Raw genomic sequence first — 24532 nt, 5'->3', positions numbered from 1 at the left:
CCAAGCAGGACCCTGTGACTAAATGTGTTCCGCCAAGTATGTATGGCTCTTACAGGCGGTCGAGGACCGCGTCGGCGTCGTACGAGAGCGTGAGGGAACGCGACCGGCCCCGGCCGTCCACCTCGGCGTAGTCGGCCTCGATCACCCCCAACTGGTCGAGTTTGTTGACGATTTCCGAGTAGCGCGTGTAGCCCAGCCCCGTCGACTCGTGGAACGCCTCGTACACCGTCCCGGCTTGCTGGCCGTCGTGTTCGGCGATGGTCTCCACGAGCGCCTGCTCCGACTCGGTGAGTTCGCGCAGACACCGCGAGAGGTGGACGTACTTCGACTTGTCGTACGCCTCCTCCACGTCGTCGACGCTGATGGTTCGGCTGGCGCGCATCTCGGCGTTCAGCCCCGCTCGGCGCAACAGGTCGATGCCGACCCGCAGGTCGCCGTTCTCGGCGGTGAGTTCCGCCACCCGGTCGAGTTCTTGCGGGCCGATCACGCCGTCGTGGAAGCCCCGATCGACCCGCTCCTGCAGGATGTCGACGATTTCGTCCGCGTCGTAGACGGGGAAGTACACCTCCTCCGGCCGGAAGACGCTCTGCACCCGGCCGTCGAGGTCGTCCATGATGTCCAGCCCGAGGTCGGAGGAGACGACGATGACGCCGATCCGGACTCCCGCCGACCCCTCGTGAGCACGCAACAGCGAGTAGAGCGTGTCCGAGGCCTCGTTCTCGTAGAAGAGGTAGTTCACGTCGTCGAGCGCGACCACCAGCACCTCGTCGTCGTCGACGAGACGGTCGGTGATCTGCCCGAACAGTTTCTTGAACGAGATGCCCGAGGAGGGCGGTTCGTAGTCGAAGACGTTCTCGAACACGCGGGAGAAGACGGCGTACCGGGTCGAGTCGAGTTGGCAGTTCACCCGGACCGTCCGCACCCCCGGCTGTCCGGATAGCTCGCCGAACAGCTTCAACACCGCCGTCGTCTTGCCCGTCCCGGGCGGGCCGCGGACCATCGTGTTGAGCGGGCGGGAGCCCCGCACCGCGGGCCGGAGGGCGTACTTCAGGTTCTCCAGTTGCGTCTCCCGGTGGTCGAAGGTCTCCGGCACGTAGTCGATTTCGAAGACGTGCTCGTCCCGAAAGACCGACTCGTCCCACGACAGCATCCCCTCCTCGGGGTCCTCTGTCATCACTTTCACCTCGCTCGTGTGACTACTTAATGGTTGCCGCGGGCTAGTCGCTGTCGTCCAGTTCTTCGACCGTCGCCCCGGTCACACGCCGTTTGACGCGCTGGACGGCGTCGCGGACGCCGCTCCGCGAGGCGTACCCCTCGCCGCTGTCCGCGACGATTTCGCCGTTCCGGTGGCGGAGTCGCCACCGCCACTCCCCTGCCGCGTCCTCGTACACTTCGAACGCCGCGTCGTCCACGTCGAGGACGTCGGCGTCGGGCGCGTACGCCTGCACCCGTCCGGCCGCTTCCCGTGCCTCGTGTCGCGACGTGTAGCCCTCGCCGCTGTCGGCGATGATCTCCCCGTTGGCGGCGACGAGACGCCACCGCCACTCCTCGGCCGCGTCCTCGAACACCTGAAAGGTCACTGGCATGTGTCGTCGCTCTCGGGGGACGACCGTATAGGTGGGGGGTCGGCGCTAGAACTTCTCCAGCAGACGGCCGTAGAAGTCGTCGCCATCGCCCCCGTCCGCCACCCCCGCGCCGTCCCCTTCCGTCGCTAGCTTCTCCACGATGAGTTCGGGCGTCGACCGCGCGAGGTGGTCGGTCACCGGCGAGCGGTTCACCCGGAGTTCGCCGTCGACGAGGCCGACGGCCTCGATACCGTCGACCGCCACGTCGATGCCCGCGGCGTCCCGAATCTCGCCCGCGAGGTGGGAGACGAACACCGCCGTCACCGCCTGCCCGTCTAGCGCTTCGAGGATGCCCGCGATGATCTTCGCGCTCGCGCCGGGTTCCGTGATGCTCTCCAGTTCGTCCACGAGAACGAGCCGCGAGTCCGTCCCTCGCGCGAGGGTCGCGAAATCGCGGAGCGTCGCCTCGAACGCCCCGGCGTCGAGCGTCCCCTGACTCTTGGCGTAGTAGTGGAGTTCGGAGACGCGCTCGACCCGCGCCGATTCGGCGGGCACGGGCAGGCCCATGTGCGCGAGGGTCGTCACCAGCGCCAGCAGGTCGAGCGTCGAGGTCTTCCCCCCGCTGTTGACCCCCGAGAGGAGCGTCACGCCCGAGACGGCGTAGTCGACGGGTTCCACGTCCTCGAAAGCCACGTCGAGGAGGGGCGAGCGCCCGGCTTCGACGGCGACGCCCGACACCTCGTCGTCGATGCGCGGGAGCGTACAGTCGAAGTCGGCGGCGAAGCGGGCGAGCGCGAGTTCCACGTCGCGCTCCAGCGCCGCCCGGACGAGGTCGTCGACCGGGTCACGGAGGGCGCCGAGGTCGGCCGCCAGATCGGATTTGAGCCGCGCCGCCCGGCGGTCGCGAGCGGCTTTCAGTTCCGTCCGCAGGCGGGAGACGGCTTCCTCGTTGCGCTCGACCGGGAAGGTGGGGTCGTCGCTGAAGACGCGTTCGGCCAGATCCGCCTCGTCGCCGAGGTCGAGGCTGTCGATCAGGTGGTCGCGTGCCTTCTCGACCGCGCGGTCGAACTCGTCGGCGAGTTCCCGGGAGAGGAGGGCGTCGACGCGGGCGCCCTGTTCGACCAGCGAGAGGAAGTCCGTCCCCTCGATGGTCACGTCGCGCTCGCGGATCACGTCCCGGAGGTGGTCGTTGGCGACCGATTCGGCCGTGCCGACGGCGGCGTCCAGGTCGTCGACGGCAGTGATGAGCCGGTCGAGTTCGTCGTCACCGACGGGCGTGCCGTCGTCGTCGAGGCGGGCGAGGGCATTCCGGAGCGCGTCGAGGTCGCAGGGTGGCTCCATCCCCGCCGTCTCGTGGACGCGAGCGGCCGCGAGCAGGGAGTCGCGGTTCGCCGCGAAGAAGGCGAGGAGGCGTTCGGGCACCACGTCCGCGGGATGGTCGAAGGCGTCCGGCCGTACCCGTACGTCGCCGGCCACGTCGACGCCCGCGAAGGTCTCGTCGAGGGCGATCACCGTCGCGTACGACCGCGCGAGTTCCGCGAGGCCGCGCGCGTCGTCGACCACCTCGACGGAGAGTTCGGGGAAGGCGTCGGTCGCCGCGGCGTACGTCTCCGCGTCGGTCGTGGCCAGACAGCGGTCGCGCACTCGCGTCGCCGGCGGGTCGGTGAGCGGTTCCACCTCCGCCAGCGCGTCGAGGGTCGCCTCGTCGACGTCGCGGCTCGTCGCCCGCTCCACCAGCTCGCGCATCTCCACGATCCGCGATTCGGCGCCGGTGGGGACGAACGTCTCCACCCGTCTGGCGGCGTAGTCGGTGACCGTCCGCTCCTGCAGGAGAGCGAGGACGTCCTCGAAGATGTCGCGGGCGCGGTCGGTCGCGAGGAAGTCGCCGTCGGCGCCGTGTTCGTAGCGGATGGCTGCGCGGGCGATGGCCGCCGCGCGCCCGGCGGAGATGCCGGGCGCCTGCGACAGCGCCGCCACGTCGCCGTCCCGGAGCGCTCGCTCGGCGTCGTCGAGTTCGGCGAGTGCGGCCGCCGTCTTCTCGCCGACGCCCGGGATGGCCGTGAGTTCCATTCGGGGCAGTGTATCGCCCCATCCGGCAAAACGTTGCGGGTCCTACCCGTGGCGACCGAGGTGGTAGACGACGCCCCAGACGAACGAGAGCGCGAGGATCAGGACGAGGCCGCCGGTCACTTCCTGCGACAGCGGCGCGCCGATCAGCGGTTCGAGCTGTCGGCCGATGGTCGCTCCCGCCTCCGCGAGCGGTGGCGTGTACGTCCACACGTATTTCGAGAGCATCGATCCGACAACGAGACTGACGAACGCCGCGAGCGCGTGTGAGGTCCCCGTTTTGGCAGGCATTTCCGTCTCCCCGGTCGACGAGTGGTCAGCACAGCGGAAAGAATCTTTCTCCGCCGACCCAGACAACGCGCTTTTGCCCGTCGGTACGGTAGGGGCGGGCAATGACTGCCCTCGACGCGAAACTCGACGCCGCCCGCGACGCCCTGGCCGAGCGTGACGGCGTCGTCGTCGCCTTCTCCGGCGGCGTCGACTCCAGCGTCGTCGCCGCCCTCGCCCGCGACGCCCTCGGCGACGACGCCGTGGCGTGTACGGCCCGAAGCGAGACGCTCCCTGCCGAGGAACTCGACGACGCCCGCCGCGTGGCCGACGAGATCGGCATCCGCCACGAGACGGTGACGTTCTCCGAACTCGACAACCCCGACTTCGTCGAAAACGACGGCGAGCGCTGTTACCACTGCCGGACGATGCGTCTCGGGAAGATGTACGACGTGGCCCGCGACCTCGGGTTCTCGACCGTCTGTGACGGCACGAACGCCTCCGACCCCGGCGAGGGGCATCGCCCCGGCCTCCGTGCGGTCGAGGAACTCGAAGTCTTTTCGCCCCTCCTCGCACACGACATCACCAAGGCTGAGGTGCGGAAGGCGGCCGAGCGCTACGGCCTCTCCGTCGCCGACAAACCCTCGATGGCGTGTCTCTCCTCGCGCATCCCGACCGGGCTGGAGGTGACCGAGGAGAAACTAACGCGCGTGGAGAAGGCCGAACGCCTCCTTCGGACGTGGGGGTTCTCGCAGTTCCGCGTCCGCGACCACGACGGCCTCGCACGCATCGAAGTCGCGCCCGACGAACTCGACGCGGCGCTGGACCGGGACTTCGCCCGCGCCGCCCGCGAACACCTCACCGACGCCGGCTTCGATCACGTTACGCTCGACCTACACGGGTACCGGACCGGGAGCGTGAGTCCTGCGGGCGAGAACGCGGAGTCGACCGCCCCGGACCTCGAACAGGAGTATCCCGTCCGCGAGGACTGAGGCGGACCGTTGTGAGTCAGTTCCGGCAGTCACCGATCGGGGAGTGACGACCGCCGGGACACAGTTACAACGATCCGCCCGACTCACGTGCGCACTTCGTCGAGGAAGTCCGTCCGGTTCTCCGAGACGACGGTCGGCGCCCCGTCGGTCACGCGGAGTTCGTTCAGCGCACAGTTGTGCTGGGTCCTCTCCGTCACCGCGTCGACGATATTGCGGTCCTCGACGGCGCCCAGAAGGAGATACAGCGGCCCGCCGTGGGCGACGACGGCCACCGTCTCGTCGGCGCCGCTGTCGGCGAGGAGCCGGTTCCAGCCCGCGAGGACGCGTTCGCGCACGTCGCGGAGGCTCTCGCCGCTCTCCGGGCGGGCGTCGACGGCCTCCCGGCCGGCGCGCTTGAGCGACAATCGCTCGTGGTCCTCGAACACCGTCTCGTGGGGAAGCCCCTGATACCGGCCGAAGTCGCGTTCGCGCCACGACGACTCGAACGTCGGCTCACGCCCGACGCGGTCGGCGAGATACGACGCCGTCTGTCTGGCGCGCCGGAGGTCGGAGGCGACGATGCGGTCCACGTCGTACTCGGTGTCGACGGCGGCCGCGAGCGCCCGCGCCTGTTCGTGACCGCGGTCGGTCAGCGGTGTCGGTGCCCAGCCCTGCAGACGGCCGTCTCGGTTCCACGTCGTCTCGCCGTGCCGGGCGAGGAGGAGGGTCGGCATGGGTGACGGTAGAGCGCACCCCTACAAGAGCGTTCCTCGGTACGGTTCCGTACTGCTCCCCAGTAGTCCGTGGGGACTAGAACCTAGTTCCCCGTCCACCGGAGGAGTGCCAGTGTCCCCTCGAACAGCGAAATCATCGTCGCGGCGACGATGATGGGGGCCATCCCCGTCGGATCGGGGCTGACGAGGAAGGCGACGCCGAGGAAGCCGCCCCAGAACAGGAGGCGACGGTCCTCCAACCAGATCCGCGTGGTGAGATTCATCATGATCGCGAGCATGATGAACAGGGGAATCTGGAAGACGAGCGCCATGTAGCCCATGAGGACGAGAATGAGGCTGAACGTCTCCTTGAGGCCGAACGCGACGACGGCGGTGCCCGTCGTGTAGGCGGTGAAGTACGCGAAGATGGCGGGGAGGACGACGAAGTGAGCGAAGGCGACGCCGATCAACGCCAACACGAGGCTGGTCGGGATGGCGGCGAGGTAGTAGCGGCGTTCGCGCGGGAAGAGACCGGGACGCATGAACAGATACGTTTCGTAGACTGCGACGGGGAGACCGACGACGAAGCCGGCCAGCGCCGCGACCTTCAGCTCCGTGAGGAGGAGTTCGAGCGGGCCGTAGAGCCGCGGGCGCCGGTCCGTGATGGTCTCCGCACCGGGGATGTGGGAGTTCCAGAGGAAGTTGATCACCTGGTCCGCGATGGGGAAGACGGCGAGGGCAACGACGCCGCCGACGACGAGGACGACGGCGAGTCGACGCACCATCTCCTCGATGTGGGCCGCGAGCGGCATTTCCTCGTCCGAGGCCGGTCCCTCTCCGATCAGGCCGTCGTCGAGGTTGTCGGTCGGATCGTCGTCGGCCGCCGTGAGATCGGTCTCCGGGGTCTCGCTCTCCTCGACCGACGGTTCGGTCGCCGCGTCGTCCGTCTCGGATTCGATCACGGAGTCCGCCGACGGGTTGGCGTCGGTTTCGACGACCGAGTCGGAATTCGATTCGATGACCGAGTCGGCATCCGATCCGTCCGTGTCCTCGCTCCGATGGATGGGTGCGTCCGCCGGGATCTGGTCGCGGCCGTCACTCGGCGTGCCGTCGCCGTCGGGGGGCGCGCCCGAGGATGCGTCGGCGTCACGCTCTCCGTCGCCGGTCGTCACCACGCTCGGATCCAGTTCGAGTTCCGGGTCCTCTTCGAGTTCGGAGTCGGGGACTGGCGCGCCGATGGCGTCGGAGACGCTCTGGCGTTCGTCCTCGTCGAACGGATCCGGCGTCCCCGTCGCCCCCATCGGTGCCTGCTTGTCCGCCGCGATGACCGACTCGTCGTCGATGTAGTCCTCGATGGTGCCGCCGGGAATGTCGTCGTCGTCCGGCGAGGCGACCGTGTCCGTCTCCGGATCGAAGGCGCCGTTCCCGGTGTCGACGTCGCCGTCGTCCGACTCGCGCTCGGAGTCGGCCGCGGCCTCGTGGCTGTCGGCCTCCGCGTCCGACGAGCCATCGGTCGGCGGATCGTCGTCCGCCGTCGTACCGGCCGGTGATTCCGACTCCGGTTCCTCAGCCATTCACCCGACATATCTCCCGTGCTGTTATAGGCCTTTTTCCATCTCGCCGCGCTCCGACCGCTCTCCACGGACGGCGACGGAGAGAAAAGATTGATGACAGCGAGACGGCTTCGATAACGCATGTCGAGCGCGCTCGATGAGGACACCCGTCAGACCCTGGACGCCGGCCGCGAGACCGCCGGCGCGATGCTCCGGTCCGCGCAGAAGGACCTCCAGAAGGTGTTCATCGTCTTCCTCGTCGGGTTCATCGGCTCCTTCTACGCCCTACGGCTCTACGTCTGGGGCTTCCTCGAACGGATCACCCGTTCCCAGATGGACGCGGCAACGTCGGGCGAACTCCAGATCATCGCCCAGACGCCGTTCGACGTGATCCTCCTGCAGGCGAAGATCGGTCTTGTCGCTGGCATCATCCTCGGTCTGCCGGTCTTCATCTACTTCTCCCGTGACGCGCTGCGGGACCGAGGGATGTGGCCCTCGTCACCGATCTCGCGGTGGAAACTCGCCCTCGGTGCCCTGTTGGCGACCGTCCTCTTTTTCGCCGGCCTCGCCTACGGCTACCTCGTCTTCTTCCCGGTGATGTTCGCCTTCCTCGCCAACAACGCCCTCTCCGCGGGCTTTACGCCCACGTACTCCATCGTCCTCTGGGCGCAGTTCATCTTCCTGCTCACTCTCTCCTTTGGCCTCGCGGCACAACTGCCGCTGGCGATGAGCGGCCTCGCCTACGCCGAAATCGTGCCGTACGAGACGTTCCGCGACCGCTGGCGCTACGCCGTCGTCGCCATGTTCGCCTTCGGCGCCCTGTTCACCCCGCCGGACCCCTTCACGCAGATCATGTGGGCCATTCCTATGCTGGTCCTCTACGGCTTCAGCCTCTATCTCACGAAAGTCGTGATGACGGCCAAACGCGGCAGCGAGCAGATCAGCATCAAAGCGGCCGCCGCCGGTCACTGGAACGTCATCCTCGGGATCGGCATCGTCGGCGGGCTCCTCGTGTACGCCTTCTTCGCCCGCGGCGGCCTCCCCGTCGCCAACGACCTGCTGGCGTGGATGGGGAGCAGTCGACGGCTCTCCCAGCCCGGTGCCTCCCTGCCCGTCTCCCGGACCGTCGGCCTCGCGCTCTGGACCACCCTCGGCATCCTCCTCGCCGGCCTCGTCGCGTTCATGTACTACGTCTACGCCGAACTCGACGACGCGGCCGCTCCCATCGCGGTGAGCGACCCGGCCGACATCGACCTCTCGGAACTCGACGCGGCCGGGATTCGGGCCGCGCCGCCGGAAGCGTTCGCCGACCTGAGCGAGGACGACGCCGTGTCGATGGCGGGCGACGCGATGGACGACGGCGACAAGGAGAAAGCGCGGGCCATCCTCGAACGGTTCGACGAGGCTGAAGAAGTGCGCGAGGCCGAGTCGTCGGCGCCGCAGTCGACGACGGAGGAGATCGGCGATCGGGCGAGTCGAGCCAGCGGCACCTTCCTCGACGAGTTCACCGACGGCGAGAAAGACGAGGACGACATCGGCGGCTACTACACCGATATCGCCTTCATCCTCGATAGCCTCACCTCGCGGGCGTTCCGTATCGCCGCCGTCTTCGGTATCGTCCTCGCGGCGACGTTCGGGTGGCTCTACACCGGCGGTATCGGCCGCGTGTTCGAACAGTTCCTCTCGCAGTTGCCGAGTCAGGTGACGCCGGAGAGCATCAACGTCGTCGCGCTCCACCCGATGGAAGCGCTCATCTTCGAGGTGAAGTTCTCGACGCTGATCGCCACCGCAGTCACCTTCCCCATCGTCATGTACTACGCGTGGCCGGCGCTGCGGGAACGGGGCTTCGTCCGCGGCAACCGCAACATCATCTTCGGGTGGGCCGCCGCGCTCGTCCTCGGCCTCTTCGGTGGCTTCGTCCTCGGCTACACCACCGTCGCGCCGACGGTCATCTCCTATCTCGTCGCTGACGGCGTGCGAGCGAACATGATCATCGCCTACCGCATCACCAACTTCTTCTGGCTCATCTTCTTCACCACCGCCGGCATCGGCATCCTCGCGGACGTTCCCGTCCTCATGCTCCTGCTCAACACTGCCGGCGTCTCGTACCGGACGATGCGTGATCGCTGGCGCGAGGTCACCGTCGGCATCATGGCCTTCGCCGCCGTCGCCACGCCCGCCGACGTGATGACGATGTTCCTCGTCACCATTCCGCTGATGTTCGCGTACGGCGCCGGCCTCGTCGTCCTGTTCTTCGTGACGTTCGGCGGGCGGCGGGACCTCTCGCGGTGGACTGCGAACGCGTAGGTTAGTCGGCGAGCGGGAGCCGAACGGTCACCACACACCCGCGCGGGTCGTTCTCGTGGAACGAGAGGCTGCCGTCCAACTGCCGGACGATCAGGGTGACGAGCCAGAGGCCGATCCCGCTCCCGTGGTACAGCGGTTCTATCTCCCGCTCGCTCGTCAGAATCTTCCGCTCCATCTCCGGAATCCCCGGCCCGTCGTCCGCAACGCTGACGGCGACCTCGTCACCCTCGATAGTCACGTCGACGGTTACGGTCGGCGACTCGCGGTCCGAGTGTATCACGGCGTTCGTCACGAGTTCCTCGACCGCGCGTCGAACGTCCGTCGTCGCCTTGACGCGCACGTCCCGTGGCTGTGTGACAGTGATATCGGCGCCGTGATCGGCCTCCTCGACGGCCGAGACGGCCGCATCGAGCAGTGGCGCCAGTTCGAGCGGTTCGGGTGATTTGGGGTTCGCCAGCCGCTTCGTGATCTCGTGTTCCTTGTCCACCGTGTGCAACAGGGTCTCGCTCCGGTCGACGACGATGCTCGCATAGTCGGCCACGTCGCCGTCGCTCGACGACTGGATCGTCTCCGCGTACCCCTTGATCACGTTTATGCCGTTGTGGAAGTTGTGGCGCAGGATTCGATCGAACACTTGCAACTGCCGGAGGCTCTCACGGAGGTCGTTCTCCAGCCGCTTACGGTCGGTGATGTCAGTCTGGATGGAGACGAACCCCTCGTAGTTGCCGTCCTCGTCGGTGATTGGGGCGCTCGTCTGCTGGACGTAGTAGCGCTCGCCGTCCTTGCGCCGCAGGACGTGTTCGTTGTCTCCGTACTCGACCGTTCCGTCGGTCACCAGGATATCGGGGTGTTCGCCCCGAACCTCGTCGGCCGAGTACCCCGTCATCTCCTCGAACGCCGGATTCACGTAGTCGATCCGGCCATCCGCGTCGCTAATACACACCGCGTGCCCCGATGCCTCGATAGCGCGCCTCGTCCGCCGCAGTTCGCGACGCTGGGTCCTGAGTCGCTCGTTCAGCCGGTGCTCCTCGCGAACGAAATCGAGCAGGAAGTAGGACGCGAAACTCGCGAGCAGGTTGGCGCTCGTCTCGGTTAGTTCGCCTCCGTAGTTCACCACGAGTTCCCCCTGGGTGAACGCCGCCAGTTCGGTCAACTGGTGGGTCGCCATGAACGCCAACAGTGTCACGAGGACGAGTGGCCGGAGGTCGTCGAGTCGTCGGATCGAGACGAGCGAGTACCCGATGGCCAGCGTGAGAGCGACCAGCGGCAGAGTCGAGAACACGACGAACGCCGCCAGCGTTGTCATCGTATTGCGCATTCGATAGCGCTTCAAAGTACTTTGCGACCCGGCTGGCGTCGATCTGTCGACAGTCCCGCGGCCGAAAGCGTAAGAGGTAGATATTCGCTGCGTAATACCAAAATATGGCCAAGATAAGCGTCGAGATTCCCGACGAACTGCTCGAGGATCTGGACGACCACGTCGGTGACGACGGCAAGTTCGTGAATCGGAGCGACGCCGTCCGGGCATCGATTCGCAAGACGCTCGACGTGCTGGACGAGATCGACGCCCGGCACGGTCGGCTGGAGTCCGACGAATGAGCGCCGGCGACGATTGGCCGGTCGGCCGCGTCGCCATCCTGTCGCTGTTCGTCACGGCGCTAGTGACCGCGCAGTTGACCGCGTCGAAGGTGCTGGCGATCCCGTTGCCAACCGCCGTACCCCGGGTTGGGAGCACCATCTTCCTGCCGGGGGCGGCGCTGGCGTACGCGCTCACCTTCTTCGCCTCCGACTGTTACGGAGAACTCTACGGACGGCGAGACGCGCAGGTGATGGTGAACGTCGGCTTCGTGATGAACTTCGTCCTGCTGGCGCTGGTGTGGTCGACCATCCTCGCCCCCGCGCGGAATCCCGAGTTCGCGGCGCAGTTCGCGGGCGTCCTCGCCCCCGCGACCAACATCGTCGCCGGGAGTCTGCTCGCCTACCTCGTCAGCCAGAACTGGGACGTGATCGTCTTCCACCGTCTCCGTGACGCGACCGAGGGCGACTTCCTCTGGCTCCGTAACATCGTCTCCACGGCGACGAGTCAGGCTCTCGACACGGTCATCTTCATCGGCGTGGCCTTCTACCTCCTGCCGCAGTACGTCTCTATCGGCAGTCCGACGCCGTGGAACGTCGTCGTCTCGCTGATGATCGGGCAGTACCTCCTGAAACTGCTCATCGCGCTGGTGGATACGCCCTTCGTCTACGCCGTCGTTGGCGTCGTGCGGTCGCGGGCCGACGATGCGGCGAAGGCGGCGGCCGCGGCCGCCGCGGGAGAGCGCGAGCGCGAGTCGACCACCGACGAGTTCTAATCCTGCCGCGCCGCGAACGCGAACCGCGGTTTCACGTCCTCGATCCGAATTGCGACTTTCTCGCCCACCTCGGTGTCGGGGACGAAGACGGTGAAGTCGTCGACGCGGGCGATGCCGTCACCCTCGCGCCCCTCGTCCGTAATCTCGACCGTGAGTTCGTCGCCGGCGCTCACCGGCGCGGTCAGATACCCTTTGGCGACGAGGTAGAGTTCCGACGACGAATCCCGCGAGGCGTCCGGCCGGATCGACCGCACGTACTCGAAGGACTCCTCCATGTCGCTCCGGAGGTCGGCCAGATCCGGCCCGTCGAACACCTTGACGACGAGGTCGCCGCCGGGGTCGAGGAGGTCCCGGGCGACGCCGAGCGCCTGTCGGGCGAGGTGGACCGATCGTGCGTGGTCGACGCTGTACTCCCCGGTCATGTTCGGTGCCATGTCGGAGACGACGACGTCGATACCGGTCCCATCCACCGCGTCTCGGAGGCGCTCGACCGTCGCCTCCTCGGTCATGTCGCCGCGGACGGTTTCGACGTTCTCGGCGTCCAGCGGTCGGATGCGCTGGCGGTCGACGCCGACGACGGTGCCTCCCTCACCGACCGCCTCGGCGGCGACCTGAAGCCACCCACCGGGCGCGGCGCCGAGGTCGACCACCGCATCGCCCGGCGAAAACAGGTTCGCCGCCTCGTCGAGCTGTTTGAGCTTGTAGGCCGACCGGGCGCGATACCCCTCCTGTTTCGAGCGGTTGTAGTACTCGTCCTTTCCCGTCATGGCTGGGGCCTCCGACGCTCCGCGACACGTGTAACTGGTGATGCTGCGTTCATACTTGGTCACACGCGGTCGATCCGGAAAGACACGTCGGATCCGGTGGCACCCCGACCGCCGTGACGCTCAGACCTGATCCAGCAGTCGTTCGACGAGTGACGGGCCGCAGTATCGAACCTGTGACCGCTCGGCGGTGTACTCGATCACACCGGTCGCGTCGAGTTTCGGCAGGTGGACATGTCTGAGCGAGATGACGAGCTGGTCCGGCTCCGGATCGGTCGGTTCACGGGTGGCGAGCGTCTGTGCGAGCGCCGGTACGGGTACCGTGTCGCCGTCCTGTGTCCGCAAGATACGGATGATGCGTCGTCGTCGCGCGTCCGCTAGAACCTCGAACACCGCATCGAGCTGCTCTTCGTTCGTTCGGCGCCGATTCCCCCTCGATTCGCCGGCTGTGGTGTCTTCACGCTGATTGACATTCGATGTGGTCATACTCTCCCCCCCTGCAGTGCGAACAGGTGTTCGACGGGAACATTCATGAAGTTGTTGACTACGAAAACTGTCATGTTCTCTGTCACCCCTCCTCGAACAGCAAGGCGTTGGTGACGAAGGTCACGATACCGCGACGGAGTCGTTCGGTGACCGCCTGATCGGAGATCCCGAGTTCGTCGGCGAGTTCGATGGTCGTACACCGCCGGGGGATGTCGTAGTATCCCCGTTCGACGGCGAGTTCGAGCGTTCGGCGCTGTCGCGGCGTCAACCCGTACCAGGCGCCGGTCCCCCGTCTGGTAGGGTTGTACACTCGCTCCACGTCCACCCCCATCTCGGTCGCCTCGCAGGAGGACCGAAACGACGCGAACGCGTCGTGGCTAGGGAATCGCGTCTCGAACGTCCAGCTGTCCGACGTGCCGGTACCGCACCGCACCGATCCGCCGTAGTCGTCGATCAACCCGAAGAACGGGTCAGCGGTCGGTTCCCACGCCAATACGTAGAGTTCCTGGCCGTCGAATGGCTCCAGCACTTCGAGCCGATAGCCGTCCGCGTCGACGAACGGGTTCTCGACGCAGCCGTCCGGAAGCATCCACGAGAGCGAGAAGACCGAAACGTCGCCGCCCCCCACCGTCCCCACCCGTTCGAGTTCGGCGCTGTCGCCGTCGTGAAACGGCAGGCGTCGGCCGAGTTCGAACTGATGGGCCGGTATCCGTACGTCTACAATGACACCCATAGATAGTGCGTCGGGGAATTGTCCACGGGGGGTCATAGCAGGTATGCTTGGTTAACCAAGTTTCGTTCGTCACGGTAATATCCGTGATAAACGCTGACCCGGGCCGCGCGCCACCGCGCGCCCGGCCGCGACGAACAGCGGGTATTTTTAACGCCCGGGGCGTACCACTGGATACATGTTCAAGGCCATCGTGAGCGCGTCGACGCTCCGGGACGCCCTCGACTCCGTGAGCGTGTTGGTCGACGAGTGTAAGGTGCGACTCAACGAGGACGGCCTGTCGATCCGCGCGGTCGATCCGGCGAACGTGGGGATGGTCGATCTGTCGCTCGATGCGGCCGCCTTCGAATCCTACGAGGCCGACGGTGGCGTCATCGGCGTCAACCTCGCACGACTGGAGGACATCGCCGGTATGGGCAACGCCGGCGACCTGGTCCATCTCGAACTCGACGAGGAGACGCGAAAGCTCCACATCCGGATCGACGGGCTCTCCTACACGCTGGCGCTCATCGATCCCGACTCGATCCGCCAGGAGCCGGACATCCCCGACCTCGACCTGCCGGCTCGGATCGTCGTCGAAGGCAACCAGCTCGACCGCGGGATCACGGCCGCCGACATGGTGTCCGATCACATCAACCTCCGCGTCGACGAGGACGCCGAGACGTTCCACATCGAAGCCGAAGGCGACACCGACGACGTGGATTTCGAGATGGGCCCCAACGACCTCATCGATCTGGAGGCCGGTCCCGCGGACTCGCTGTTCTCGCTCGATTACCTCAAGGATATGAACAAGGCCATCCCCGGCGACGCCGAGGTGACCATCGAACTGGGCGAGGAGTTCCCGGTGAAACTCCACTACGAGTTCGCCGAAGGGCTGGGTAACGTGACCTTCATGCTCGCACCGCGGATTCAGAGCGACTAGTCGACTCGCGCTCACGCCGCCATTTCTCTCGTTCCGACTCCCCCAGCCACGGGTTCGGTCCGTGTGTGCGATGACCAAAGTAGTTATATGCTATAGAACGACTCGGCGCCGGATATGTCAGTAATTATTGTTGTATATTTCGATGGGTATATATTCCCACGGCGGATTCAGCGAAACATTTATAAGCTTATCGGCCTTACACTTGGTTAAGAAGCGCCACCCGACTGGTCCCCCCGCTCAGTTGGCAGTGGCGTCCACCCCTCATCATGACTGAAACACACGTATGGACGGCCAGCGAGACGGCACTCGACGAACGGGAGGAATCGACGGCGGAGACCGAACAGGAACACGTCTGTCCCGAGTGTGGCGGTGCGCTCGTGACCGACGAGGAACACGGCGAGACGGCCTGTAGCGAGTGTGGCCTCGTCGTCGAGGCGGACGGCATCGACCGCGGTCCCGAGTGGCGCGCTTTCGACTCGCGCGAACGCGACGAGAAGGCCCGCGTCGGATCGCCGACGACGAATATGATGCACGACAAGGGTCTGTCGACCACCATCGACTGGCAGAACAAGGACGCCTACGGCAACACGCTCTCGGCCGACCAGCGCCAGAAGATGCAGCGTCTGCGCACCTGGAACCGCCGGTTCCAGACCCGCGACCACCAGGAGCGCAACCTGCGGCAGGCGCTCGGCGAAATCGATCGCATGGCCTCGGCGCTCGGCCTCCCCGAGACGGTCCGCGAGACCGCGTCTGTCATCTACCGACGGGCGCTGGAGGACGACCTCCTGCCCGGCCGTTCGATCGAGGGCGTCGCGACCAGCGCGCTCTACGCCGCGGCCCGACAGGCCGGCGTCCCCCGGACCATCGACGAGGTGGCCCGCGTCAGCCGCGTCGACGAGGAGGAGTTCAAACGCACCTACCGCTACGTGGTGCGGGAACTCAACCTCGAAGTCGCCCCGGCCGATCCGGTGAGCTACGTCACCCGGTTCGCGTCGGAACTCGACCTCTCGGACGAGGCCGAACGCCTCGCCCGCGAGATGCTCGACGCCGCCAAGGAACAGGGCATCCACAGCGGTAAGAACCCGGTCGGCCTCGCGGCCGCCGCCGTCTACGCTGCCCCCCTGCTCACCAACGAGCAGGTCACCCAGCAGGAAGTCAGCGAGGTGGCCGACATCTCGGAAGTGACTATCCGCAACCGCTACCGCGAACTTCTCAACGCGTACGAGCAGATGGGCGCAGTCGCGGCCTGATCCGATCGGTCACTCCCTCCCGGCGTACTCGCACTCGCCGACACACTCTTCTTTCAACGGATCGTCGCCCAGCACTTGCTCCGGACGTGCGCCGCTCCGGAAGACCGTGATCCCTTTCAACCCCTGATCTCTCGCCGCGAGGAACACCGTCCGCACGTCGTCGACGCTGGCGTCTGACGGGAGATTCACCGTCTTGCTGACCGCGTTGTCGACGTGGTGCTGGAATGCGGCCTGCACTGCGACGTGTCGTTCCGGGGGTACGTCGTGTGCCGTCTGGAAGAGACGTTTCACGTCCGCGGGAATCGCGTCCACGTCCTGAATCGACGTTCGGTCCTTGAGATCGGTCAGCAGATCCTCGTCGTAGAAGCCGCGTGCCTTCGCTATCTCGACGAACCGGTCGTTCACCATCTCCAGCCCGCCGAGGACCTGCTTCTCGTAGACGACGTTGTAGATGGGTTCGATGCCGGCCGTCGCTCCGGCGATCATCGAGATGGTGCCCGTCGGCGCGATGGTCGTGGTCGTCGCATTACGGACGGGATCGTCGAAGACCGACTCCGACCACACCGGGAAGGGGCCACGCTCCTCGGCGAGGCGCCGTGATGTCTCCCACGCCGTCTCCGAGACGAGTTGCATCACTTCGTCGGCGACGGCGACGGCCTCGTCGCTGTCGTACGCGACGCCGATATCGACGAGCATGTCGTGAAATCCCATGACTCCCACCCCGACTTTTCGGGTGCGGGAGACGGCACGCTCGATGTCGGCCACCGGAAACGTCGAGACATCGAGCGCATCGTCGAGGAAGCGGACTCCCAGACGAACGGTACGTGCCAGTTTCTCCCGATCGATTTTGTCGCCGTCGGTCATCTCGCCGAGGTTGACCGAACCGAGAATGCAGGCCTCGTAGGGGAGCAGGGGCACCTCTCCACAGGGGTTCGTCGCCTCGATCCGGCCGAGCGCGGGCGTCGGGTTGTGGGTGTTGATCTCGTCGAGAAAGAGCAGGCCGGGATCGCCCGTCGCCCACGCGAGTTCGGCGATCAGGTCGAGGATCGCGTCGGCGTCCACCCGGTCGACAGTTTCACCCGTCCGCGGGTTGACCAGATCGTACGGCTCGCCGCTCTCGACGGCGTCCCAGAACGCCGCGTCGGTAGCCACCGAGAGGTTGAAGTTCCGGAACGCGTCCGCTTCGTGCTTGGCCGTCACGAACGCCCGCACGTCCGGGTGAGAGGCGTCGAGGACGCCCATGTTCGCCCCGCGGCGGCGGCCGCCCTGTTTGATCTGTTCAGTCGCCACGTCGAAGATGCGCATGAAACTCACCGGCCCGCTGGCGACGCCACCCGTTTTCGCCACCACGTCGCCCACGGGGCGGATCTTCGAGAACGAAAACCCCGTGCCGCCGCCGCTCTGGTGGATCAGCGCGGTCCGTTTCAACGTCTCGAATATCGACACCAGCGAGTCCTCGATCGGCAGGACGAAACACGCCGCCAGCTGGTGTAGGTCCGTCCCGGCGTTCATCAGCGTCGGCGAGTTGGGCAGGAACTCAAGCGCCGAGAGCGCGTCGTAGAAGCGATCCGCCGTCCCCTCCACATCGTCGTCTTCCGCCGCTGCGACGGCGTCCGCCACACGACGAAAGAGCTCGTCGGGCGTTTCGATCACGGTACCCGCTTCGTCCTGCCGGAGATACCGCTCGCGAAGGACCGTCCGTGCTACCTCGTCGAGCGTTGCCATGTCACATGGTTGATGCTCGATGGGGAAAACCCGTCGCTCGGTTCGCCGCAACGGAATCCTTTTACTCGGCAGTACCCTACCCGGACGCAACTATGGGAATGGGCTCGGATATGTACCGACAGCAGATCCTCGATCACTACAAGAACCCCCGGAATCACGGGGAACTCGAGGACCCCACGTTCTCTCACGTCGGCGAGAATCCGTCGTGTGGCGACACCATCCGGATGGACGTCCGCCTCGACGACGACGGCGAGACCATCGAGTACGTCAGCTTCTCCGGCGACGGCTGTGCGATCAGTCAGGCGAGCGCCAGCATGCTCACCCAGCAGCTCCCCGGCACGACGCTCGACGAACTGGCCGAGATGGACACCGACGACGTGGTGGAGATGCTCGGCGTCGACATCAGTCCCATGCGGATCAAGTGTGCCGTCCTCGCGGAGAAGGTCGTACAGGATGGCGCGAAGATCCACGACGGGGAGCTAGAGATCGAAGAGACCACGACCGAGGAGTAGCCGTCTACCGGCGGCGCACTGTCGTGACGGTTCCCGAGGCAGTTCAGGCCGTTTCGTCTATTTCTCGCCCGATCCCTCGCGCCAGTCCGACGAGGAAGGCCATCCCGTGTTTGACCTCCGGATCCCGGAGCGCACGCAGGAGTCCGACCGCACCGACCGGCGCGTAGTCGACGTCGGAGTCGCCCGCGTGGCCCATCGCGCGCAGGAGCGTCCGCATCCCGCGGACGGTGTCGGGGTCCGACGCCTCGTCCGCGACTTCGCCGAGCGAACTGCCCGTCGCCGCGAGCGACGACACCATCTCGTCGTCCATGGCGTCCGCACCGAGGGCGACGACGTCGGCGACGGCGACGAGATCAGCGAGCGTCCCCGACCGTTGCAGGGCGAGCAACGACTCCAGCGCGTCGTTCAGGTCGTCGGCGTTCTCACCGACGGTGTCCGCGAGGCGGACCGTCTCGTCGGTGGCGAGGCCGTCGCCCGCTTCTGCCAGCGTCGTCGCCGTCCCCGCGAGTGAGGCGACCATCTCGTCGTCCAGCGCGTCGCCGCCGAGCTCCACCACGTCGAGGAGTTCGTTCACCGCGTCGAGGTGGTCGACGAAGCGAGCGACCGTCTCGGGATTCTCCGCGATGACACGTTCGAGTTCCTCTTGATCGGTGTCACTCATCGACCCACCTCACAGGAGCCCCCTCGCGGTGAGCCAGTAGGACTCGTTGTACGCGAGTTTTGCCCAGTGGACGAACTTGTTCTCGTCGCGCATCACGGGTTCGTTCTCGTAGTCGAAGGAGACGTAGGTGGCGTCGTCCATCCCGGCCTCCATGAAGCAGATGGTCTTGCCGTGGTACGTCGCCGTCGGGACGTGACCGTGGACCGACGAGGCCAGTCGCTCCGCGACGACGCCCGCCTCGTAGTGGGCGACGCTCCCCGCTTTCGGTGCGGGAGCGGCCGCCGTGTCGCCGATGGCGTACACGTCCTCCGCGGCGGCCGCTTCGAGGGTGTTGCGGTCCACCTCGACCCAGCCGTCGTCGCCGAGTCCCGACTCGACGATCAGGTCGTCGCCGCGGTGGGGCGGGATGGCGACCAACAGGTCGTAATCGAGGGATTCGCCCTCGACCGTGTGGAGCGTCTGCGCCTCGGGGTCGACCTCTTCGACGTTGAAGAAGGTGTGCGTCTCGATGTCGCGGTCCGCGAAGCGGGGTTCGGCCCAGTCCGAGATGGACTGCTTGCCGTGGAGGCGCATGATCGGGTAGGTGTAGTGGACTTCTACCTCGTCGCGCATCCCACGTTCGCGGAACCAGTCGTCGACCATCAGGGTGAACTCGATGGGGGCGGCGGGGCACATGTGCGGCGTCCCGACGACGCTGAGGACGACGCGCCCGCCCTCGAAGTCCGCGAGGGTGTCGCGGAGGGCCGCGGCCCCCTCCGGGCCGTAGAAGTGGTGGCCACCTTCGACGAGGCCGGGCGTCTCCTCGGGAACGAGGGTCGCGCCCGTCGCCAACACGAGGTAGTCGTAGTCGAGTTCGCCGCCGTCGCGGCGCGTCACCCGTTTCGCGTCGGTGTCGACGTCGGTCACCCGGTCGACGTCGAGGGTGACTCGGGAGTTCACGAGGTCCGACAGCGGTCGGAGCGCGTCGTCGGGCTCTCGCTGACCGAACGCGACGTAGAGGTAGACCGGCTTGTAGACGTGGTTCGGGCCGTCGTTGACCAGTCGCACCTCTACCTCGCCCGCATCTATCTCGTCGCCGAGTTTCTTCGAGAGGCGATTCGCCAGTACCGTGCCGCCGGTGCCGCCACCGACGATGAGGATTCGTTGCATCTCAGGCCTTCCGCACGTAGATGCTCCAGTAGTCGCCCTCGTCGACGATGTCGAGCAGTTCGTGTCCTGCCTTCTCCAGCCACTCGGGAACGTCGTTTTTCGATCCCGATTCCGTCGTCTGGAGTTCGATGACGGTGCCCTCGTCTACCGTCTTGACCTTCCCGATGAGATCCATCAGGGGGCCGGGACAGCCGGCACCGCGCGCGTCGACCGTCACGTCGGGAGTGTGTTCGCTCATCGCGATCACCTCACGACCACGTCCACGTAGCCCGCGAGCGGTTCGTTCGGTCCATCGCCGTCGTGCAGGCGTACAGAGGGCCGAGTGCAGTCAGTCATGGTGTCTCACGACCGAAGATACGGTCTACGGGGAGATAGTCTTGTATGATTTTTCCAAAATCGTGAGAACTGTAACGACGGATTACGGGTCGTCGGCCGAGGGCCTCACTCGGGCACGAGCCCCGCGTCCTGCACCCGCATCACGGCCTCGCCGTCCGCGAGGTTCGGCGCGTCGACGAGGCGGACGATCCGCTTGTCGCCCTTCGATTTCCGCAGGTACATCCGGAACGTCGAGGTGTGCCCGAGAATGTTCCCACCGATGGGCTGGGTCGGATCGCCGAAGTAGGAGTCGGGGTTGGAGGCGACCTGATTCGTGACGAGGACGGCGGTGTTGTAGAGGTCGCCGATCCGCATCAGGTCGTGGAGGTGTTTGTTGAGCTTCTGCTGGCGTTCCGCGAGTTCGCCCCGGCCGACGTACTCGGCGCGGAAGTGGGCGGTGAGCGAGTCGACACAGAGCAGTCGCACGGGCCACTCGCTGTCCTCGTGTTCGCTCGCGAGTTCCTTCGCCTTCTCCGCCAGCAGGATCTGGTGGTTGGAGTTGAACGCCTTGGCGACGTGGATCTTGTCGAGGACGTCGGTGACGAGTGCCTCCATCGCTTCCTCGTCGCCCGGCGACCCCTCGATGTCGCGGTCGTCCATCGTGGCCTGAATGATCTCGTCGTCGAGGCCACGGACCATGTCGTCGATACGCTCCGGTCGGAACGTGTCCTCGCTGTCGACGAAGATGGCGCTCCCGCGGAGGCCGCCGTACTCCTTGGGGAGCTGCACGTTCACCGAGAGCTGGTGGGTGACCTGTGACTTCCCGGCACCGAACTCGCCGTACACCTCCGTGATGGACTGGGTCTCGACGCCGCCGCCGAGGAGGTCGTCGACTTCGGGGACGTTCCAGGTGAGCTTCCCGATCTGTTCGCGGCGTTCGAGGACGGCCGCGCCCGTCTCGAAGCCGCCCACGTCCGCGGCGTCGCGGGCCGCGTTGATGATGTCGCTCGCCGTCGACTCACCGATGTCCGCCGTATTCGAGAGTTCGGCCGGACTGGCGACCGCGATGCTCTGGTAGCTTTCGAAGCCCGCTTCGACCAACTTGTCCGCCGTCGCCGGCCCGACACCCGGAAGGGTTTCGAGGTCGTCTTCTGCCATGTGACTCTGCTTGTGCCCCTCCCCACATAAAGTCTCGTTAACACCGTGGTGAAAGTGAAATGGGCCGACGGCGTGCCTCTCTTTCCCACGGCACACCGAGGTTCAAAGGCGGTGACGCGCTACTCCCACGGGTGGCCGTCCGGGTCGTCGGGCCACAGCGGGTACCAGTACCCCTCGTCGTCCTCCACGTCGAGTTCGCCGTCGAGGACGGACTGGAGTTTGAACTCGAGTCGGTTGTCGCGTTCGTGGCGTCCCGACGGGGCGAAGGGGTAGTACGCCCCGCGGCGGAACGAGTAGATCCAGTACGCGTGGGCGCCGTCGCGGGGGCGTTCGAAGCCGAAGACGGCGGCCAGTAGCCGGGAGCCGTACCCCTCTTCGACGAACGTGTCGGCCGCGAAGTGGACGCTCGTCACCAGATCTTCCGGGTCGCTGTCCGCGAGGACGACCCAGTGGTAGCCGTGGTCGTCCTCGTGACGGCGGAAGGTCGTCCCGGTGTCTTCCTCGCCCGCGTGGAGGATGGTCTCCACCTCGTCGACGGCGGCGGCGAAGTCGGTGCTGTCCACGGAGGAGAAACAGAGCGCCGCGGCGCCCGCCGGGACGAAATCGAGGTTCGCCTCCATCGTGATGTAGGCCGTCGACATCCCAAACAGGTCGTCCGGATCGGCATCGCGTGTCGCGTCCGCCTCGGCGCTCAGACCGAACACGGAGCGGATGGAGTCGAACAGGCCCATGTCGCTACCGTCGCTCCATCTCCGCGGCCATCTCGCGGAGTCGTTCGACACGCTTCTCGGTCGGCGGATGCGTCGAGAAGATGCGGCCGACGAATCCGCTCCGGATGGGAATGACGAAGAAGGCGTTCATCTCCGACTGCTCGCGGAGGTCCTCCTGTGGCACCCGGTCCATCCGTCCCGAAATCGTGAGGAGGGCGGACGCGAGCGCGGTCGGTTTGCCCGTAATCGCCGCCCCGCCTCGGTCGGCCGCGTACTCGCGGTAGCGCGAGAGCGTCCGGATGAGCACGAACGAGACGATCCAGACCACCACCGAAACGAGGATGGCGACCATCATGCCGCCCCCGCCCTGCCGGTTGCGGTTCCCGCCGAACAGCCACCCCCAGCGAACGATCATGAACGCGATAGTCGAGAGGAAAGAGGCGATGGTCATCACCATCACGTCCCGGTTCTTGACGTGGGCGAGTTCGTGGGCGAGGACGCCTTCGAGTTCGTCCTTGTCGAGGCTTTCGAGGAGACCCTTCGTGACACACACCGTCGAGTTCTTCGGCGACCGCCCGGTCGCGAACGCGTTCGGCATGCGCGTCTCCGCGACGGCGACGGTCGGTTTCGGCAGGTCGGCCTGCTGGGAGAGACGACCGATCGTCGCGTGCAGTTGCGGATACTCCTCCTCGTCGACTTTCGACGCGCCCATGCTGTACAGCGCGAGGCGGTCACTGAAGAAGAACTGCCCCAGCGAGAACAGGCCCATCACGACGACGACACCGAACAGCCCCATGTACTGCGAGAGGATGGCGATGAAGACGATATAGAGGACGAAGAGCAGGAACATCGTCAGGACCATCCGGCCCCGAAGTCCCCAGTCGGCTTTCCACTCCATATCCGGAGTAGTTGCCCGCGAAGGTAAACAGTATCGCTCGATGTCGCGGGGCTTAACCGCCGCGACCGACTACCGGCGGCCAATGAGCGATAGCGAGTCCCGGGAGTTCTGCCCCCGCTGTGGCGATCCGGTGCCGGCGCGAGCGGAGCCGCTCCCCGGCGTCCCCCGCGACCGTGACGCCCGCCTCTGTGACGCCTGCTACTTCGAGGACTACGACATGGTCGACGCCCCCGATCGGATCGAAGTCCTCGTTTGTTCCGGCTGTGGCGCCGTCCACCGCGGCAACCGCTGGGTCGACGTCGACGCCCGCGACTACACCGACGTGGCGGTGGACGAGGTGAGCGAAGCCCTCGGCGTCCACGTGAACGCCCGCGACGTGACGTGGGCGGTCGATCCCGAACAGGTCGACGAGAACACCATCCGGATGCACTGTCACTTCACCGGCGTCGTTCGCGAGACGCCGCTGGAGGAGTCGGTGGTCGTCCCCGTCAAAATCTCGCGGGGCACCTGCGACCGCTGTGGCCGCATCGCCGGCGGCTACTACGCCAGCACCGTGCAGGTGCGGGCGACCGACCGCACGCCTACCCCCGAGGAGCGGTCCCGTGCGGTCGAAATCGCCGAATCCCACGTCGCCGGCAAGGAGGGCGACGGCGACCGCGAGGCGTTCGTCACGGAGGTGATGGAGACCGAGGACGGCCCGGACGTGAAACTTTCGACCAACCGCCTCGGCGAGGAAGTTTCCCGGCGCATCACGCGCGAACTCGGCGGGAGCGTCGAGAGCTATCCCACGCTCGTCACCGAAGATGGCGACGGCAACGAGGTCTATCGCGTGACCTACGCCGTGCGCCTGCCGAAGTTCACGCCCGGCGACGTGATCGACCCCGGTGACGACGAGGGGCCGGTCCTCGTCCGGAACGTCAGCGGGAACCTGAAGGGTGTGCGCCTCACGTCGGGTGAGCCGTACGAGGAACCGTTCGAGGACGAGACGGCGGGCCGGCGTCTCGCCACCCGCGACGACGCCGTCGAGACGACGGTGGTCACGGTGGAGGACGACCACGCGGTGCAGGTGCTCGACCCCGAGACGTACGAGGCCAAGACCGTCCCGCGTCCCGACTTCTTCGATCCCGACGCGGAGACGACGCCGGTCGTCAAGACGCGGGCGGGCCTCCACATTCTGCCGGACTAGACCGGATCGACCGACCGCGCACCGGCATCCACGCCGGCGTCGACCCGCATCTGCGGGGTTACGTCCACTGCCGCGGCCATCTCTGCCTCCGAACAGCCCGCGTGCCGTGCCGCCTGCGAGAGCGTGAGCGTCCCGCTACGATACAGGATCACCGACGATTCGAACGAATGAGTGGGCATTTGGGTACATATCAGAGTAATACACGACAGCACGTAAGTCTTTCTAGATTTAAATTGGAATATACAGCCACTAAATTGCTGAGAAAGAAACAC

At 66.3% G+C, this 24532-nt stretch carries 25 protein-coding genes and 1 pseudogene; 8 read left to right on the top strand and 18 right to left on the bottom strand.

The features are described 5' to 3' along the window. Nucleotides 1-49: 49 nt before the first annotated feature. The 4 genes and pseudogenes from DU502_RS00530 to DU502_RS00515 all read right to left on the bottom strand — a co-directional run bounded on the left by DU502_RS00530 (nt 50) and on the right by DU502_RS00515 (nt 3923). Nucleotides 50-1174, bottom strand: coding sequence for an ORC1-type DNA replication protein (locus tag DU502_RS00530; protein WP_121921209.1), 1125 nt, complete (start codon nt 1172-1174; stop codon nt 50-52). Nucleotides 1175-1217: 43 nt separating this feature from the next. Next, nucleotides 1218-1574, bottom strand: a pseudogene (locus DU502_RS00525) (YegP family protein); the annotation flags it as partial. A 57-nt stretch (nt 1575-1631) separates the two neighbouring features. Then, nucleotides 1632-3635, bottom strand: a complete 2004-nt coding sequence (locus tag DU502_RS00520) for a helix-hairpin-helix domain-containing protein (RefSeq protein ID WP_121921210.1) — start codon at nt 3633-3635, stop codon at nt 1632-1634. A gap of 42 nt (nt 3636-3677) precedes the next feature. Continuing rightward, a complete protein-coding gene (locus tag DU502_RS00515; protein WP_121921211.1) occupies nt 3678-3923 on the bottom strand; it encodes a hypothetical protein in 246 nt (81 codons plus the stop codon). 101 nt (nt 3924-4024) lie between these two features. Here DU502_RS00515 and larE point away from each other — a divergent pair, with 101 nt between their 5' ends. Next, on the top strand, nt 4025-4891 hold the full coding sequence (gene larE, locus DU502_RS00510) for an ATP-dependent sacrificial sulfur transferase LarE (RefSeq protein WP_121921212.1): 867 nt from the start codon (nt 4025-4027) through the stop codon (nt 4889-4891). A gap of 83 nt (nt 4892-4974) precedes the next feature. Here larE and DU502_RS00505 read toward each other — a convergent pair whose 3' ends face one another. Then, a complete protein-coding gene (locus tag DU502_RS00505) occupies nt 4975-5604 on the bottom strand; it encodes a histidine phosphatase family protein (protein ID WP_121921213.1) in 630 nt (209 codons plus the stop codon). A gap of 83 nt (nt 5605-5687) precedes the next feature. Further along, the gene (locus DU502_RS00500; protein ID WP_449271755.1) at nt 5688-6884 is read right to left on the bottom strand and encodes a twin-arginine translocase subunit TatC; all 1197 of its coding nucleotides are present in this window, start codon (nt 6882-6884) and stop codon (nt 5688-5690) included. A 393-nt stretch (nt 6885-7277) separates the two neighbouring features. On the opposite strand from DU502_RS00500, the gene tatC reads away from it, so the two are divergent. After that, entirely contained in the window at nt 7278-9443 is a 2166-nt protein-coding gene (gene tatC / locus DU502_RS00495) for a twin-arginine translocase subunit TatC (protein WP_121921215.1), read from the top strand. Between the two features lies 1 nt (nt 9444). On the opposite strand, the gene DU502_RS00490 is transcribed toward tatC, so the two are convergent. Beyond that, a complete protein-coding gene (locus tag DU502_RS00490) occupies nt 9445-10749 on the bottom strand; it encodes a PAS domain S-box protein (protein ID WP_158601181.1) in 1305 nt (434 codons plus the stop codon). 116 nt (nt 10750-10865) lie between these two features. On the opposite strand from DU502_RS00490, the gene DU502_RS00485 reads away from it, so the two are divergent. Next, a complete protein-coding gene (locus DU502_RS00485; protein WP_121921452.1) occupies nt 10866-11042 on the top strand; it encodes a ribbon-helix-helix domain-containing protein in 177 nt (58 codons plus the stop codon). Next, nucleotides 11039-11794: a queuosine precursor transporter gene (locus tag DU502_RS00480; RefSeq protein WP_121921217.1), complete on the top strand. Its 756-nt coding sequence runs from the start codon at nt 11039-11041 to the stop codon at nt 11792-11794. The genes DU502_RS00485 and DU502_RS00480 overlap by 4 nt, the downstream gene beginning before the upstream one ends. Here the strand turns inward: DU502_RS00480 and DU502_RS00475 are convergent. The 3 genes from DU502_RS00475 to DU502_RS00465 all read right to left on the bottom strand — a co-directional run bounded on the left by DU502_RS00475 (nt 11791) and on the right by DU502_RS00465 (nt 13777). Then, entirely contained in the window at nt 11791-12561 is a 771-nt protein-coding gene (locus DU502_RS00475) for a 23S rRNA (uridine(2552)-2'-O)-methyltransferase (protein ID WP_121921218.1), read from the bottom strand. The genes DU502_RS00480 and DU502_RS00475 overlap by 4 nt on opposite strands. 120 nt (nt 12562-12681) lie before the next feature. Beyond that, entirely contained in the window at nt 12682-13044 is a 363-nt protein-coding gene (locus DU502_RS00470; RefSeq protein WP_121921219.1) for a DUF7344 domain-containing protein, read from the bottom strand. An 82-nt stretch (nt 13045-13126) separates the two neighbouring features. Then, on the bottom strand, nt 13127-13777 hold the full coding sequence (locus DU502_RS00465) for a helix-turn-helix domain-containing protein (RefSeq protein WP_158601182.1): 651 nt from the start codon (nt 13775-13777) through the stop codon (nt 13127-13129). Nucleotides 13778-13952: 175 nt separating this feature from the next. Between DU502_RS00465 and DU502_RS00460 the strand changes: the two genes are divergently transcribed. Together DU502_RS00460 and DU502_RS00455 are read left to right on the top strand one after the other, a co-directional pair. Then, the gene (locus DU502_RS00460) at nt 13953-14696 is read left to right on the top strand and encodes a DNA polymerase sliding clamp (RefSeq protein ID WP_121921221.1); all 744 of its coding nucleotides are present in this window, start codon (nt 13953-13955) and stop codon (nt 14694-14696) included. 266 nt (nt 14697-14962) lie between these two features. Then, nucleotides 14963-15946: a transcription initiation factor IIB gene (locus DU502_RS00455; RefSeq protein ID WP_121921222.1), complete on the top strand. Its 984-nt coding sequence runs from the start codon at nt 14963-14965 to the stop codon at nt 15944-15946. A gap of 9 nt (nt 15947-15955) precedes the next feature. Here DU502_RS00455 and DU502_RS00450 read toward each other — a convergent pair whose 3' ends face one another. Then, the gene (locus DU502_RS00450) at nt 15956-17671 is read right to left on the bottom strand and encodes an adenosylcobalamin-dependent ribonucleoside-diphosphate reductase (RefSeq protein WP_121921223.1); all 1716 of its coding nucleotides are present in this window, start codon (nt 17669-17671) and stop codon (nt 15956-15958) included. Nucleotides 17672-17763: 92 nt separating this feature from the next. Here DU502_RS00450 and sufU point away from each other — a divergent pair, with 92 nt between their 5' ends. After that, on the top strand, nt 17764-18183 hold the full coding sequence (sufU, locus tag DU502_RS00445; protein WP_121921224.1) for a Fe-S cluster assembly sulfur transfer protein SufU: 420 nt from the start codon (nt 17764-17766) through the stop codon (nt 18181-18183). 43 nt (nt 18184-18226) lie between these two features. Here sufU and DU502_RS00440 read toward each other — a convergent pair whose 3' ends face one another. The 6 genes from DU502_RS00440 to htpX form a co-directional block, all read right to left on the bottom strand. Further along, nucleotides 18227-18844, bottom strand: a complete 618-nt coding sequence (locus DU502_RS00440) for a DUF1641 domain-containing protein (protein ID WP_121921225.1) — start codon at nt 18842-18844, stop codon at nt 18227-18229. Between the two features lie 9 nt (nt 18845-18853). After that, on the bottom strand, nt 18854-19993 hold the full coding sequence (locus DU502_RS00435) for an NAD(P)/FAD-dependent oxidoreductase (protein ID WP_121921226.1): 1140 nt from the start codon (nt 19991-19993) through the stop codon (nt 18854-18856). A 1-nt stretch (nt 19994) separates the two neighbouring features. Then, a complete protein-coding gene (locus DU502_RS00430; protein ID WP_121921227.1) occupies nt 19995-20231 on the bottom strand; it encodes a sulfurtransferase TusA family protein in 237 nt (78 codons plus the stop codon). Nucleotides 20232-20434: 203 nt separating this feature from the next. Beyond that, complete coding sequence (gene radA, locus DU502_RS00425; protein ID WP_121921228.1) at nt 20435-21466, bottom strand: DNA repair and recombination protein RadA; 1032 nt, start codon at nt 21464-21466, stop codon at nt 20435-20437. Nucleotides 21467-21585: 119 nt separating this feature from the next. Further along, a complete protein-coding gene (pspAB, locus tag DU502_RS00420; RefSeq protein ID WP_121921229.1) occupies nt 21586-22197 on the bottom strand; it encodes a PspA-associated protein PspAB in 612 nt (203 codons plus the stop codon). A 4-nt stretch (nt 22198-22201) separates the two neighbouring features. Further along, on the bottom strand, nt 22202-23074 hold the full coding sequence (htpX, locus tag DU502_RS00415) for a zinc metalloprotease HtpX (RefSeq protein WP_121921230.1): 873 nt from the start codon (nt 23072-23074) through the stop codon (nt 22202-22204). A gap of 82 nt (nt 23075-23156) precedes the next feature. Between htpX and DU502_RS00410 the strand changes: the two genes are divergently transcribed. Further along, on the top strand, nt 23157-24260 hold the full coding sequence (locus DU502_RS00410) for a 60S ribosomal export protein NMD3 (RefSeq protein WP_121921231.1): 1104 nt from the start codon (nt 23157-23159) through the stop codon (nt 24258-24260). Here DU502_RS00410 and DU502_RS00405 read toward each other — a convergent pair. Further along, complete coding sequence (locus DU502_RS00405; RefSeq protein ID WP_121921232.1) at nt 24257-24439, bottom strand: hypothetical protein; 183 nt, start codon at nt 24437-24439, stop codon at nt 24257-24259. The genes DU502_RS00410 and DU502_RS00405 overlap by 4 nt on opposite strands. Nucleotides 24440-24532 lie beyond the last annotated feature (93 nt).

Source organism: Haloplanus aerogenes (genome assembly GCF_003856835.1).
Lineage (GTDB): Archaea > Halobacteriota > Halobacteria > Halobacteriales > Haloferacaceae > Haloplanus > Haloplanus aerogenes.
This window is presented reverse-complemented; position numbering and strand designations above follow the sequence as displayed.